This is a genomic window from Scytonema hankhaensis NUACC26 (assembly GCF_045865695.1).
Lineage (GTDB): Bacteria > Cyanobacteriota > Cyanobacteriia > Cyanobacteriales > Nostocaceae > Scytonema.
Genome location: NZ_BAACAP010000228.1, coordinates 19,408 through 31,919, shown reverse-complemented (window position 1 = coordinate 31,919; position 12,512 = coordinate 19,408). Strand labels below are relative to the sequence as shown.

The window sequence follows — 12,512 nt, the reverse complement described above, 5'->3', positions numbered from 1 at the left end:
ATAGAAATTAATAGTTGCCCTCTGACAAGTGTCGATTGCCAAATTATTTGACTACTTGACAAATTAATATCATTTAAAGCTAGCAGTCGGATTTGAACCGACAACCTTCCACTGATGCTCTAATTTTTATAAACGTCTCTTCGGTGTCCGACACGCACCACAGTTACCAGTAGTACGTTGTCTTGGATTTGATAAATAATCCGGTAGTCACCCGCACGCGCACGATACAGTTCAGAGTTAGTCAGTTTTTTTACACCGTCCAAGCGAGGGTTGAGAGCTAATTCGTTTAGACGCGCTCCTATTCGCTCTTGTACGTCTCGTGGTAGTTTTCTGATTTGTTTGGCTGCTGCTGGCTTAATTTCTATGCTATAAGTCACGCCAATCCCAGCTCTTTTTTTAACTCAGTCCAAGGAATGCTACCGAATTCAGCTAATGCTGCATGAGACTCTCGCAGATCTTCTTCATCCTCCTCCTGCTTGCGTTTTTTGATGAGGTGTAATACCTCTTCCAATGTCTCTGGAGCTATATCTTCCATCTCTTTGATGATTTCTTGGCGTAGTTCTTTGTCGGTCATAGTGAGTGCCTATGTTTTTCTAAGCTTAAATTGATTATATGCAATATGCTAAAGTAGCATAAAACTCTTCAAAGCATAGCTGCCACCTGCCCTCTGCCCTCTGCCTCTCCCAAAGCCAGCAGTCGGATTTGAACCGACGACCTTCCGATTACAAGTCGGATGCACTACCACTGTGCTATGCTGGCACTTTTACACCTTTGACAATAACACTATGTTTATTGATTTCAGGCATTGCACTAGTCAAACAATATAGCATATATCTTCTTGTTATGCAAGCGATCGCTGCAAAATATATTTCTCCCAATTTTTTTGGACAAGACCAGGGTAAAAGATCGACAATAAAAAATTGTTCGATCGCACATCAACAAGCATGGCAGGGTTGAAAGGACGAGATTTATTAAGTTTGGCAAACTTCAGTCCCACGGAAGTTCAAGAACTTTTGCAAATGGCAAGCCAGCTCAAGTCGCAACAGTTGAGATTGAGATGCAATAAAGTCTTGGGTTTGCTGTTCTCCAAAGCATCTACTCGAACGAGAGTCAGTTTCACTGTAGCAATGTACCAACTTGGCGGACAGGTAATCGATCTAAATCCCAATGTTACGCAAGTGAGTCGTGGAGAACCCGTGCAAGATACGGCACGAGTTTTAGATAGATATCTAGATATTTTGGCAATTCGCACCTTTGAGCAGCAAGAATTAGAAATTTTTGCTAACTATACCAAAATTCCCGTCATTAATGCCCTCACCGATTTGGAGCATCCCTGTCAGGTATTGGCCGATCTAATGACAGTTCAAGAATGTTTTGGCTCCTGCACGGGTTTAACCTTAACCTATGTTGGAGACGGGAATAATGTGGCAAATTCTTTGTTACTGGGTTGTGCTTTGGTAGGAATGAATGTGAGAGTTGCCACACCCAATGGATACGAACCAAATGCTGCAATTCTAGAAACAGCACGCTCAATTGCAAGTGGAAAAACAGAGGTAATCCTAACTCATGACCCCGAAGCAGCAACAAAAGGTGCTCATGCCATTTACACCGATGTTTGGGCAAGTATGGGACAAGAAGAAGAAGCAGATGACCGAAAGCAAGTTTTTCGACCTTACCAAGTGAACGATCGCCTATTAAGTCTTGCCGATCCCAAGGCAATTGTTTTACACTGTTTACCAGCACATCGTGGTGAAGAAATCACTGATGAAGTCATGGAAGGTTCCCAATCGCAAATTTGGAACCAGGCAGAAAATCGAATGCACGTCCAAAAAGCTTTACTTGCAAGTCTTTTAGGAGCAGAAAAAATCTAAGAAAAAAGTTAGGAGTTTGTGAGTGAGAGGTTGTAAAATTTAAATTGTGAGTATTTTTCCTCTCTCTTCACTCCTCTGTTCCCACCCAATTACAAAGTTTTTTCAGAAAAATTAGTAAAAGATAGTGCATAAAGATGTTTTTTGTAGTACTAATGTTCTAGGAACATTTGTATTTTCCTGTCAAAAAAATTATGGAACGTCTCACAGAAGCTCAAAGAGAACTTTACGAATGGCTGGCAGAATATATACGCTTGCACCAGCATTCACCTTCTATCCGACAAATGATGCAGGCAATGAATTTAAAATCCCCTGCACCAATTCAAAGTCGCTTAGAGCATTTACGTACCAAAGGGTACATTGAATGGAATGAAGGGAAAGCGCGAACAATTAGAATTTTGCGACCAATAAAACTAGGTGTCCCGATTTTGGGTGAAATTGCAGCAGGGGGTTTGATCGAACCAGTTACGGAAGCGGAAGAGTATATAGACCTCACGAGTATGACGTTACCTGCGAAAACTTATGCTTTGCGGGTAACGGGTGACAGTATGATTGAGGACTCTATCGTTGATGGAGATTTAGTCTTTTTGCGTCCCGTACCAGAACCAGATCATCTCAAAGATGGCACTATCGTTGCTGCTAGAGTTGACGGATTTGGCGCGACTTTAAAACGATTCTATCGTGACGGCGATCGCGTCACCCTCAAAGCAGCAAATCCCAAATACGATCCCATTGAGGTAAACGCCTTTCAAGTACAAGTGCAAGGTTCCCTAGTCGCCATCTGGCGCAATTACAACTAAATCATAGGGAATGGGGAATGGGGAATGGGGAGTAGGGAGTGGGGACATTTTCCCTATTTCCCTACTCCCCACTCACCACTCACTACTGGCCAATACAATATGTACTTGTTAAAAAAACGAATTTCACAACCGCCAACTTCCTACACAGCAGAAGTGGCAAATTTAGCGACATATCTCCTCAAGCCACCATTCGTAGGCGAAAACAAAAGTAAATATCAAATACAGCAGCCATCATTACCTGGATGCCCTAAAATGCCGATATCCATCCAATTACGGGGATATCAGCGACAGGCGATTGACAATTGGTTTGCCAACAACGGCAGAGGAACCTTGAAAATGGCAACTGGTAGTGGAAAGACAATCGTTGCACTTGCCATTGTTTGCGAACTCTACAAGCAAATAAACCTGCAAGCCGTGTTAGTTGTCTGCCCATACCGCCATCTTGTCACTCAATGGGCGCGAGAATGTGAAAAATTTAATTTGCAGCCCATCCTCGCCTTTGAGAATGTACGCAATTGGCAGAGTCAACTCTCCACGCAACTCTACAACGTTCGTTCTGGTTCTCAACCCTTTTTGACAATTATTACTAGTAACTCTACCCTAATTAACGATGGTTTTCAATCTCAGGTCAAGTACTTTCCCGAAAAAACTTTGATTGTCGGAGATGAAGCACATAACCTCGGCGCACCTAGATTAGAAGAAAGTTTACCCCGACGCCTTGGGTTGCGGCTCGCTTTGTCTGCTACACCAGAGAGATATTTTGATGAAGATGGAACCCAATCTATATTTGGATACTTTGGTCCTGTTCTGCAACCAGAGTTTACCTTGAGAGATGCGATCGCGCAAGGTGCTCTAGTCCATTACCTCTATTACCCCGTACTTGTAGAATTAACAGAAACAGAAAGCCGTGCATACGCTAAGCTAACGCAAAAAATTGGACGAGCACTCCTGTACCGAGAACGAGACAATATTGCACCCGGAAATTTTGAAGACAATGAAGACTTAAAACCCTTGTTAATGCAAAGAGCAAGATTAATAGGTGCAGCCGAAAACAAGTTACACGCTTTGCGCGAACTGATGCAAAATCGTCGAGACACCACCCATACCCTCTTTTATTGCAGCGATGGTTCGCTTGATGTAACTCAGCGTTCCGATCTACATCAAGTGAAAGCCGTCGCCAAAATATTAGGAACGGAGTTAGGTTACAGAATAAGTACTTATACTGCCCAAACACTATTAGCAGAAAGAGAAGTTTTGCGCCGCCAATTCGAGAGTGGAGAATTACAAGGTTTAGTCGCCATTCGCTGTTTAGATGAAGGAGTCGATATTCCGGCTATTCAAACTGCTGTGATTTTGGCAAGTTCTGGCAATCCCCGCCAGTTTATTCAAAGACGCGGACGAGTTTTACGCCCACATCCAGGGAAAGAACGCGCAACCATATTTGACATGATAGTTTTACCACCAGATTTAGATAGGAATACACTAGAAGTTGAGCGGAACTTGTTGCGGAAAGAATTACTGAGATTTGTGGAATTTGCCGACCTAGCCGATAATGCAGGTGAAGCCAGGATGAAGTTGCTTGCTCTACAAAAGCGTTACAGTTTATTGGATATATGATCTGATTTGATGGGAACATTAACTGAAGCTTTAGAAAGAATTATAAATTGGCAGCAAGAGCATCAGCCAGAGTATGCTGCTTCCTTTCAGCCTGGGTTAAAAGTTGATGAAATTCAAGTAGAAGAATTGGGATTTAAATTACCCAAGGAAATTTATGAGCTTTACCAATGGCGAAATGGAACAGAACAAGATGCTAAGGCGTTATGCTTTCCTTCTCTGCAGTTTTTACCTCTTTCTAGAGCTATTGAATGCAGTCAAGGATGTAACGAATATATTGAAAGTAGAAAACAATTTGTAACAGAGAAAAGTGAATGGTATGAAATCAGCCCTCTGTTTGTATTTATAGAAAACAATTGTAACTTCTGTGGTCTTCCTCTTATTGACCCTCAAAGATAAAAATTACCAGTAGTTGTTTTACTTGAAGCATCCATGTCGAAGATTTTTTATACAAGTCTAACTGACATGATGTTGACACTAGCAGAGTGCTATGAAACAGGAGCCTATTACTTAAATAGAAATGGATACATTTGCGAAGATGAATGCAAAGCTGCTTCAGTATTACGTAAATATAATGCCGCTCTTGGCGAAAGAGCGCTTTTGGCTTGTCAATCTTTACTTCTACAACCACTAGACTTTTCCAATAGTAGTTTAATTGGACAAGTTGCTGAAGCCACAATAGCGATCGCTAGATTTAAAGATCCAAGAAGTGTTAATTTATTGCTAGAAGCCTCACAAAATTTAAGTAGAGTAAAAGGTCTTTGTAGAGATGGAGTTTACTCTTGGGTACTAAAAGCTTTAGGTAAAATGTGTAATTTTAGGGCATTACCACCAATAACTAATGCCTTGCAAGATGATTCTCCACTTATTAGGAAAGAAGCTCAAAACGCTTTGTTAGAACTAAAGAAATGTAATGAGAAGTTATGGCTATAAAAATAAATATAATCGAAGATTGGAGATTGTGAATCGAAAACTTTGGAGGGTTAGCAGGCGCAAGGATTAAAAAATTTTGAGGAGATAAGGATGGGTGTATTGATAAAATTGGAAAGTTTCTTTGGTGCGGGACTATTGTATAACATTGAATATATTTCAAAACAAACCTTATTTTTGACTAAAATATTGCTTGCCCTCTTAATTTTGCAATCGGTAACGCCTACTTCTTTTAGTGTAGAATAGCTTTAAAGCTAAAAGTTGATGAATTTTAATGGCTAAGACAATTCCGGCAATTTACGAAAATGGAGTGTTACGTCCCTTAACTCCAGTAAATTTTTCTGACCACCAAACTGTTTGGTTGCAAGTGTTACCCGATCGAAACATGACTGAACTTATGCCTTTGCTTAGACCTTTTTATGAGTCTGGTTTACTTACACCTCCCACCCCCTCTGATGCAGAACCGATTTCTGACGATGATTTGGCAGCAATGGTACAGTCCATTCATGTTACGGGTCAACCACTTTCAGAAACAATCATTGAGGATCGAGGTGAGTGGTAAAAGCATATTTTTTAGACAGTAGTGCTTTGCTTAAACGGTATGTTTCAGAAACAGGAACCGCTTGGATTCAGTTCTTAACGGCTCAGTCGAGTGGTAATTTGCTGATTATTGCCCGAATTACCTGGGTTGAAATTTTGAGTGCATTGGCTCGTCGCCAACGCGAGGGTAGCCTTTCTAGCAATCAGGTTAGCCAAATTTTGCAAGCATTTCGTTACCACTTTGATACTCAGTATCAAAAAGTTGAATTACTGCCAACAGTGACTCAAATGGCAGGAGAACTTGTCACTCGTCATCCCCTCAGAGCTTATGATGCCGTTCAACTTGCTTCTGCATTGTGCATTTTGCCTCAATTCTCTCAAGCAAATACTATGACATTCACTTTTCTCACTGCTGATGAGCGTTTGCTTGCAGTTGCTCAAATCGAAAACCTCATCACTGATAATCCCAATGACCATCCTTAACTTTGTATGGGAGCAACAAGTAAGTTTTGTTAGTGTTTTTAAAGATATGCGCTTTTACTGATGAAAACGACTTAACAAACAGTTAATATATACAAACGATTTTGTTTTGCAAGCAACAGGGTGGAGTGTAGATGTAATCGTTCAGAAACGATTGTTGAGTTGATAGAGATAGGATTAGCAGTTACCTTCAAGCAACAATCTCGGTCTGTAAGTTTTACAGTGCAAGACACTAACAAATTGCCATCGCAAGCCCATCAAGAGTTCCGCACCTGCAATTTTCATTGCTTCGTGAAAGTCTCGTTATAGTACTAGAGCGCTGATACATTAATCAAATTTGGGTGTAAAAAACCCAGTTTCTGTTCCTGGAAGTACTAGTTTTTCGTTGTCCCAACTTAAAGAAACTGTTCCTTATGGAGGGAAAGCCGCATACAGGACTAGACTCACCGCAACGCACTGCTCTCTGCACGGAATTGATACCAAAAAACCACTCTTGTAATTAACGGCAGAAGACAGTATGACTGAGTTTACAGTATTATTCTTGCAAACCAGATTCGCGAAACGCTTTTGATAGTTCATCATCAAGCCCTAATCTTTGTCCCCACAGGCGTAAATACTCAAAATCTAAATGTTCCGCTTGAACTTTGAGAACCCCCAAAACATCACGCCACTGACGATCCGATTGGCTAAATCCCATCCGATACCACCGCAGCTTTTGCAAGATAATATCTTCAGCCGAATAAATATAAATCGACTGCCCGAATTGTCCGGGTAATCGATAGATTTGACGGCGACGCAGTTTTGATTGCGAAAACGCATCGTCGCCTAGAACAAAAAAGTCTGCCTTTTCTGTAGTTTCAAGATGAATAGCATTAAACGAGGCTTTACGCTCAACAGCATCGGTTACCGCATCAATACTGAGATAAAACTCACCTGTCATGGCTGCAATCAGCAATTCGATTTGGGATGAGTGAAGATCGACAACCAAATCCAAATCCAAAGTTGCACGAGGTTCTCCTAACAGCGAACTGGCTACAGACCCCCCCACTAAATATGGAATATCCAGTCCTTCTAAAATTTCAGCAAGTTTTAATGCCAACCAAACTGCATCTTCCATCACCGTTTCAATTCCTACAATATCCTCAAACTTCCCCCAATAATCCTCGTTACAGAGCACCTGTATCCATTCAACACCAAATCGTCGCCGGATAAATTCCTGTCGCACTTGCTTCATTGTTAACAAGTACGAATGTTGATTCCAAATTCCTATTAAACTTAATTGCCAACATCGTTTGGTTGCATTGCGGACAAGCTTTGCTTTTTCCGTTGGAAGCATCTCGCGCCACCGCTGAATCAAAATTTGTTCCACATCGGGGCTTGTATCAGGAGATTGCGTTCGATATGAGAATGGCATTTGGTTAAGTGGAGTCTGAGCCATGAAGGTAAATTTGCAGGGTAAATCGTGACTATCAAAGCTTAACCAATTCATGAGGACAGGCGAGACGCCCATCCCACTCTTAGGGATTTTGAAGCTCAGATCCCCGCAGGGATCTGTCGATCGTTTTGCAGCACTCGGAGTAAGAGGAGGCGAATTGTGAGTTTTCCAAAAACTTTTTTAAAAGCCAAGCTTGGCTAACCTAAGATCGGTAAAGAGGTTCATCATTTTGAACCTTGAATTGTAGTTTACTGGTAGTGTGAGGTTTCCAGGAACAGAATTAAGTAATATATGGCACAGCGACAGTATCGTAACCCGCCTATAGAAGAAGCAGTCTGTGAGTTTCGCTTTGCTCCGGGTCTAGCATGGAATCTTACAGTACCAGGTTTATTTTATGAAAAAATCAAAGACTTTTACACGGGTGAACCACAACAGCAGCATTTAGTTGCGGCTGAACTCCAAACAATTCCTCAGCCTCAAAATTCCGAAATTACCGTAACGCAGAGAGTAACCAAACTACTGTTTCCGTCTGCAAATGCCACAAGATTGGTAGGCGTGGGACCTGATGTTCTAAGTATCCACATCCTTCGCCCTTATGAAGGATGGGACGAGTTTAGAGGAAGAATTTCTCAAGCATTCGACGTTTATTTAGAGGTCGTAAAACCTGTTGGAGTGAAGCGCACTGCTTTGCGATACATAAATCGAATAGTTATTCCGGAGAAACAGGACATTGATTTAAGTCAGTACTTCACCATATACCCTCAGGTTCCAGATGGGATTTCGACTCGGGTATCAGCATTCTTGAATCGGACTGAGTTAATCTATGAGGATCTTCCGATCGAGCTAGCATTAACCTTATCAGACACTTCAGACCCTACTGAGAAACCCGAATTTCTACTTGATTTAGAAATTTCGCAAGAATGGACAGATGACTCTTTAGCCCCTGAAGAAGCGCTTTCTAGCTTGAATGAATTAAAACAGAGGGAGGGGCAAGCCTTTGAAAGTTTGATTACCGATCGCACTAGGGAGTTATTCGATGCGGACTAAAACTTATCATTATTCGTATAGCGATCGCAAATTAGGGACAACACCGCTATTTAGTGAAAACGAGAAATTAACTAGAGACTCATTCCTGCAATCGCTGAAAGGCATACAAAGCACGTCAGTCCATAGATCGATAAATATTGACTTTTCTAGCAGAACCTTAACCGCGAAAAATTGGGCGGATAGACTTAAAGTCGTAAATTCCAGGTTTCAAAAGGCTATGGCTGTTCTTGAGGCTAAAAATTATGAACCTTCTCAAGCTTCGGAGCGACTCAATAATCCAGCAGTTCACAAAACTTACAAAAAAATTTCTAGCCTGGGAGCAGCGAATGAGACTTTTCTCTACGCAATAGAATGGCTAGATCGTCTGCGTGCAACTGCTTTAGACAAGCAAATGTGGTGGCATGAGCCACTGATAAATTTAGGTGTTGACTCGGAAATCGTCTTTGAATGGTGGTACGAGAATAAGAAAATAACTGTTTATATTCTAGGTAATACCGCAGAATACATTAAAGTATGGGGACGTGACATCGATAACGAAATGGAGGATGGTTTAGCAACATCATCCGTTGAAATTCTCAATCTCTGGAAATGGCTAGTTTCGTAGGGGTTGGCAGTGAATGATGTAGTTGCAGATGATGAGCTATTGTATCGGTGTGTTTTTCACGGTGCGGATCGCTATTACTACCTTGAGGAAAGCGGAGTACGACTTAGCTCGCAGGCATTTGCTGATAGAGGGCAAGCTCCCTCCGTAGATCGGGCAAAACTTTGCAATTATGACCCACAATGGACACAGAAAAACCCAAATGATGCTGTGGTGAGTTTAGTTGCTGGTGACATTCGGGTGATAGATGATATCGTTCAGAAAGACGCCAAAGGCAAGGAGCTTTGGACTTATAAAATTGATGTCTGTCCAAGACCGCTTGCGGACAATCCAGCCCACGCGCAAATTGAGCCATCTCCAGCATATCAGAATCGGAATACCTTCAGAAAAGTATCGGAAAAGCTAGCACGTCTGGCAACCGAGAGGATTGCCGAGCAAGGCTGGGAAATTGAGCCGTATGAATTACGGAACCTCAGCAGCTCTGACCATTAGGCAAACCTCGTCGCGATCGCTGCCTCTAATGTCACTAAGTACTGATGAAGCTTTTAAGCCTTCTGCCATCTGCTTCCTTACTTCTGCCTTACAACAGGCGCTCATCTTCAAATTTTGATAAAGAATAATTGCTCGCACTTTCACTGATGGTAAAGAGCTAACAAACAGTTAAAATATACAGACGACTTTGTTTTGAAAGCAACATGGCGAAAGAACTCAATATTGATTACGTTCAAGAACCAATTACCAGTGCAACACCAGAAGTGCGGCAAATTATTGAGCGTGTATGGCAACTGGAAAAAAGCCGACTCGATAAGAAAATTAACAGTCATATTAATGATGACATTTTGGCAATTGTGAAGGAAGTTGTCAGATGAAGCTGCTTTCCATTAAACTGTGTAACTTTCGCTCTTTTTATGGTAAAACTCCAGAAATTGTTCTCGCGGTTGGAGATCCTCGTAACACAACCGTCATTCACGGGAATAATGGTTCTGGAAAAACAAGCTTGCTGAATGCATTTACTTGGGTGCTCTATGAGAAATTTAGCGCCGCTTTTGCATCGTCCGAACAATTAGTCAATAAGCGTGCGATCGCTGAAGCAAAATCGGGTCAACCCATAGAGTGCTGGGTCGAGATAGCATGGGAACATGAAGGCATACGCTATCGAGTCAAACGAGAGTTTCGTGCCTATAAAAATGAAACTGATTTTGATACAGGCAAAACAGAATTATATTTACAATTTGCCAATGCTGATGGGATCTGGAATTTTCCCACCCAAAACCCAGAAGATATCATCAATCAAATTTTACCTGCCAGTTTACATCAATATTTCTTCTTCGATGGCGAACGGATTGAAAAGATAGTTCGTTCTGACAAAAAAGCAGAAATTGCCGAAGCCACCAAGATTTTTCTAGGAGTAGAAGTCATCAATCGTTCTATCAAACATTTAATCGAAGCTAAAAGAAGTTTAGAAAGCGAGTTAAAATCCATTGGCGATTTAGAAATCAAACAGTTATTAAAACAGCAAGAAAAAATAGAGAATGAACTAGATAATATTCATCAAAGACAATTAGAAATTCAACAAGAGCTAGAATATCAAGAAACTTTTAAAAAAGAGACAAGTGTTCGATTTAGAGAACTGAGTGCTGCTAAGGAATTAGAAGAAAGGCGTCAAGAATTAGAAAAGCAAAAATCATTCAATCAACAAAATCTTAGAGACTCTAGAGACACACTGAAAAAAATTATTTCCGCACGAGGTTACACCGTTTTACTTTCTGGAACTGCATTACAGTTTCAAGAAATTGTTCATGCTTTCAAAGAGAAAGGGGAATTAACCTCTGGGATTTCCAAAGAATTTGTCAACGACTTATTGATTTCTCAACAATGTATTTGCGGAACCAAGTTCCGAAAAGGTAGCCAAGGTTACGAGAATATAGAAAAATTGTTAGCGAGAGTCGGTTCCTCTGAGGTAGAAGAGACAGCGATTCGTATGTTGGCACAAGTCGATGGAATTGATAAGCAAGCAACTAGCTTTTGGGAAGAAGTCGATAGAGAGCAAGCAAGAATCAATCAACTCAGACAAACGATCTCTCAAATTGAAAATGAGTTAGACAATATTCAAGAAAGATTGAGAAAAGATGCCAATGAAGAAATTAGCAATTTACAAAAGCGATTGGATGAAATAGAAGAAAAAATCAGACATTTAATACTAGAGCAAGGGGCAAATCAGCAGAAAATTGCGAATTTTAAAACAGAGTTAGAAGTAGTAGTCAAGCAAGTAGCCAAGCAGAAATTGAACGAAGAAAAGCAAGTCCTGACACAACGACGCATTACGGCTACTCAAGATGCTATAGACAGGTTAACTTTAGTGAGAGAACGACAAGAGAAGCAGTTCCGATTTCAACTAGAAAAGCGGGTACAAGAAATTTTTAGCGAAATTTCCTTTACACCTTATATACCCAAAATCAGTGAGAAATACGAACTGACGTTAGTAGAGAACACTGCTGGTATAGAAATGCCGGTTGCTGCTTCAACAGGAGAAAATCAGATTTTAAGCTTATCGTTTATTGCCAGCATTATCGATAGGGTACGGGAATGGAGTGAAAAAAGAAAAATGCTGATGATTCCTGATAGCAGCGCCTTTCCAATTGTGATGGACTCACCTTTTGGAAGTTTAGATGTTATTTCTCGCAGACAAACTGCCAAGACAATTCCTAAATTGGCAAATCAGTTGATTGTATTAGTTACCAAGACACAGTGGCGAGGTGAAGTAGAAGAAGAAATGGCAGACAGAATCGGTAGAGAATATGTACTGACTTACTACTCTTCTAAACCTGACTGCGAACAAGATTATATTGAATTGGATGGGGAACGATATCCTTTAGTGAGACAAAGCCCCAACGAGTTTGAATATACAGAGATTTATGAAGTAGATCGTCGAGGATAAGCTTTAGATCCCCGACTTCGTAGAAGTTGTCATGTTACCAGATAAGTTAAAAACGTAAGAAATCATGGTCAATCGTAGTAAAACTGTATCCCAAAAAAAATTAGGATAGTTTAGAGCAATCTAGAGTTTGGTTAATTCCCAAACTCTAGATTACATTGCTCGTTTGAGCACTCCCCGAAGGGGTATTGTTTGCCTTGACACGGCTTAAGAGCTTATAAATGGATTACGGTTTTGCACTGTCGTGAGCAGCCATGTTCCT

16 protein-coding genes and 1 tRNA gene are annotated in these 12,512 nt (G+C 40.9%); 13 read left to right on the top strand and 4 right to left on the bottom strand.

Annotated features, from left to right (window positions below; translation table 11 throughout):
- Positions 1–119: 119 nt before the first annotated feature.
- From ACKTT2_RS33875 to ACKTT2_RS33865, 3 genes are all read right to left on the bottom strand, one after another.
- A complete protein-coding gene (locus tag ACKTT2_RS33875; RefSeq protein WP_407895062.1) occupies positions 120–377 on the bottom strand; it encodes a type II toxin-antitoxin system RelE family toxin in 258 nt (85 codons plus the stop codon).
- Positions 374–574 (bottom strand): hypothetical protein, encoded by a 201-nt coding sequence (locus ACKTT2_RS33870; RefSeq protein ID WP_407895060.1) that lies wholly within the window; start codon positions 572–574, stop codon positions 374–376. Before ACKTT2_RS33870 ends, ACKTT2_RS33875 begins: the two co-directional genes overlap by 4 nt.
- Positions 575–687: 113 nt before the next feature.
- Positions 688–759, bottom strand: a tRNA-Thr gene (locus tag ACKTT2_RS33865).
- Positions 760–792: 33 nt separating this feature from the next.
- On the opposite strand from ACKTT2_RS33865, the gene ACKTT2_RS33860 reads away from it, so the two are divergent.
- The 8 genes from ACKTT2_RS33860 (at position 793) to ACKTT2_RS33825 (ending at position 6,235) form a co-directional block, all read left to right on the top strand.
- Complete coding sequence (locus ACKTT2_RS33860; RefSeq protein ID WP_407895058.1) at positions 793–957, top strand: hypothetical protein; 165 nt, start codon at positions 793–795, stop codon at positions 955–957.
- A complete protein-coding gene (gene argF / locus ACKTT2_RS33855; RefSeq protein WP_407895056.1) occupies positions 945–1,871 on the top strand; it encodes an ornithine carbamoyltransferase in 927 nt (308 codons plus the stop codon). The genes ACKTT2_RS33860 and argF overlap by 13 nt, the downstream gene beginning before the upstream one ends.
- A gap of 191 nt (positions 1,872–2,062) precedes the next feature.
- Complete coding sequence (gene lexA, locus ACKTT2_RS33850) at positions 2,063–2,668, top strand: transcriptional repressor LexA (RefSeq protein ID WP_407895054.1); 606 nt, start codon at positions 2,063–2,065, stop codon at positions 2,666–2,668.
- A gap of 99 nt (positions 2,669–2,767) precedes the next feature.
- Positions 2,768–4,285: a DNA phosphorothioation system restriction enzyme gene (locus ACKTT2_RS33845; RefSeq protein WP_407895052.1), complete on the top strand. Its 1,518-nt coding sequence runs from the start codon at positions 2,768–2,770 to the stop codon at positions 4,283–4,285.
- A 9-nt stretch (positions 4,286–4,294) separates the two neighbouring features.
- Positions 4,295–4,681 carry an SMI1/KNR4 family protein gene (locus ACKTT2_RS33840; RefSeq protein WP_407895050.1) on the top strand — a complete coding sequence of 129 codons (387 nt, stop codon included), beginning with the start codon at positions 4,295–4,297 and terminating at the stop codon, positions 4,679–4,681.
- A 33-nt stretch (positions 4,682–4,714) separates the two neighbouring features.
- Positions 4,715–5,215 (top strand): HEAT repeat domain-containing protein, encoded by a 501-nt coding sequence (locus tag ACKTT2_RS33835; RefSeq protein WP_407895048.1) that lies wholly within the window; start codon positions 4,715–4,717, stop codon positions 5,213–5,215.
- Positions 5,216–5,486: 271 nt separating this feature from the next.
- A complete protein-coding gene (locus tag ACKTT2_RS33830; RefSeq protein WP_407895046.1) occupies positions 5,487–5,774 on the top strand; it encodes an antitoxin family protein in 288 nt (95 codons plus the stop codon).
- Positions 5,768–6,235, top strand: a complete 468-nt coding sequence (locus ACKTT2_RS33825) for a type II toxin-antitoxin system VapC family toxin (RefSeq protein ID WP_407895044.1) — start codon at positions 5,768–5,770, stop codon at positions 6,233–6,235. Before ACKTT2_RS33830 ends, ACKTT2_RS33825 begins: the two co-directional genes overlap by 7 nt.
- Positions 6,236–6,767: 532 nt before the next feature.
- On the opposite strand, the gene ACKTT2_RS33820 is transcribed toward ACKTT2_RS33825, so the two are convergent.
- A complete protein-coding gene (locus ACKTT2_RS33820; RefSeq protein ID WP_407895042.1) occupies positions 6,768–7,670 on the bottom strand; it encodes a hypothetical protein in 903 nt (300 codons plus the stop codon).
- A 288-nt stretch (positions 7,671–7,958) separates the two neighbouring features.
- On the opposite strand from ACKTT2_RS33820, the gene ACKTT2_RS33815 reads away from it, so the two are divergent.
- The 5 genes from ACKTT2_RS33815 to ACKTT2_RS33795 all read left to right on the top strand — a co-directional run bounded on the left by ACKTT2_RS33815 (position 7,959) and on the right by ACKTT2_RS33795 (position 12,253).
- Positions 7,959–8,714 (top strand): TIGR04255 family protein, encoded by a 756-nt coding sequence (locus tag ACKTT2_RS33815; RefSeq protein ID WP_407895040.1) that lies wholly within the window; start codon positions 7,959–7,961, stop codon positions 8,712–8,714.
- A complete protein-coding gene (locus ACKTT2_RS33810; RefSeq protein ID WP_407895038.1) occupies positions 8,704–9,318 on the top strand; it encodes a hypothetical protein in 615 nt (204 codons plus the stop codon). The genes ACKTT2_RS33815 and ACKTT2_RS33810 overlap by 11 nt, the downstream gene beginning before the upstream one ends.
- A gap of 9 nt (positions 9,319–9,327) precedes the next feature.
- The gene (locus tag ACKTT2_RS33805) at positions 9,328–9,807 is read left to right on the top strand and encodes a hypothetical protein (protein ID WP_407895036.1); all 480 of its coding nucleotides are present in this window, start codon (positions 9,328–9,330) and stop codon (positions 9,805–9,807) included.
- 203 nt (positions 9,808–10,010) lie between these two features.
- Entirely contained in the window at positions 10,011–10,184 is a 174-nt protein-coding gene (locus tag ACKTT2_RS33800) for a hypothetical protein (RefSeq protein ID WP_017750052.1), read from the top strand.
- Positions 10,181–12,253 carry an AAA family ATPase gene (locus ACKTT2_RS33795; protein ID WP_407895033.1) on the top strand — a complete coding sequence of 691 codons (2,073 nt, stop codon included), beginning with the start codon at positions 10,181–10,183 and terminating at the stop codon, positions 12,251–12,253. The genes ACKTT2_RS33800 and ACKTT2_RS33795 overlap by 4 nt, the downstream gene beginning before the upstream one ends.
- The last annotated feature ends 259 nt before the right edge of the window (positions 12,254–12,512 follow it).

Excerpts from the sequence above, each read along its gene's own strand:
- ACKTT2_RS33815 (WP_407895040.1), top strand. The coding sequence starts at position 7,959 with ATGGCACAGCGACAGTATCGTAACCCGCCTATAGAAGAAGCAGTCTGT.
- ACKTT2_RS33795 (WP_407895033.1), top strand. The coding sequence starts at position 10,181 with ATGAAGCTGCTTTCCATTAAACTGTGTAACTTTCGCTCTTTTTATGGT.
- ACKTT2_RS33820 (WP_407895042.1), bottom strand. The coding sequence starts at position 7,670 with ATGGCTCAGACTCCACTTAACCAAATGCCATTCTCATATCGAACGCAA.
- ACKTT2_RS33830 (WP_407895046.1), top strand. The coding sequence starts at position 5,487 with ATGGCTAAGACAATTCCGGCAATTTACGAAAATGGAGTGTTACGTCCC.
- ACKTT2_RS33835 (WP_407895048.1), top strand. The coding sequence starts at position 4,715 with ATGTCGAAGATTTTTTATACAAGTCTAACTGACATGATGTTGACACTA.
- argF (WP_407895056.1), top strand. The coding sequence starts at position 945 with ATGGCAGGGTTGAAAGGACGAGATTTATTAAGTTTGGCAAACTTCAGT.
- ACKTT2_RS33845 (WP_407895052.1), top strand. The coding sequence starts at position 2,768 with ATGTACTTGTTAAAAAAACGAATTTCACAACCGCCAACTTCCTACACA.
- ACKTT2_RS33800 (WP_017750052.1), top strand. The coding sequence starts at position 10,011 with ATGGCGAAAGAACTCAATATTGATTACGTTCAAGAACCAATTACCAGT.
- ACKTT2_RS33810 (WP_407895038.1), top strand. The coding sequence starts at position 8,704 with ATGCGGACTAAAACTTATCATTATTCGTATAGCGATCGCAAATTAGGG.
- ACKTT2_RS33870 (WP_407895060.1), bottom strand. The coding sequence starts at position 574 with ATGACCGACAAAGAACTACGCCAAGAAATCATCAAAGAGATGGAAGAT.
- ACKTT2_RS33840 (WP_407895050.1), top strand. The coding sequence starts at position 4,295 with ATGGGAACATTAACTGAAGCTTTAGAAAGAATTATAAATTGGCAGCAA.
- lexA (WP_407895054.1), top strand. The coding sequence starts at position 2,063 with ATGGAACGTCTCACAGAAGCTCAAAGAGAACTTTACGAATGGCTGGCA.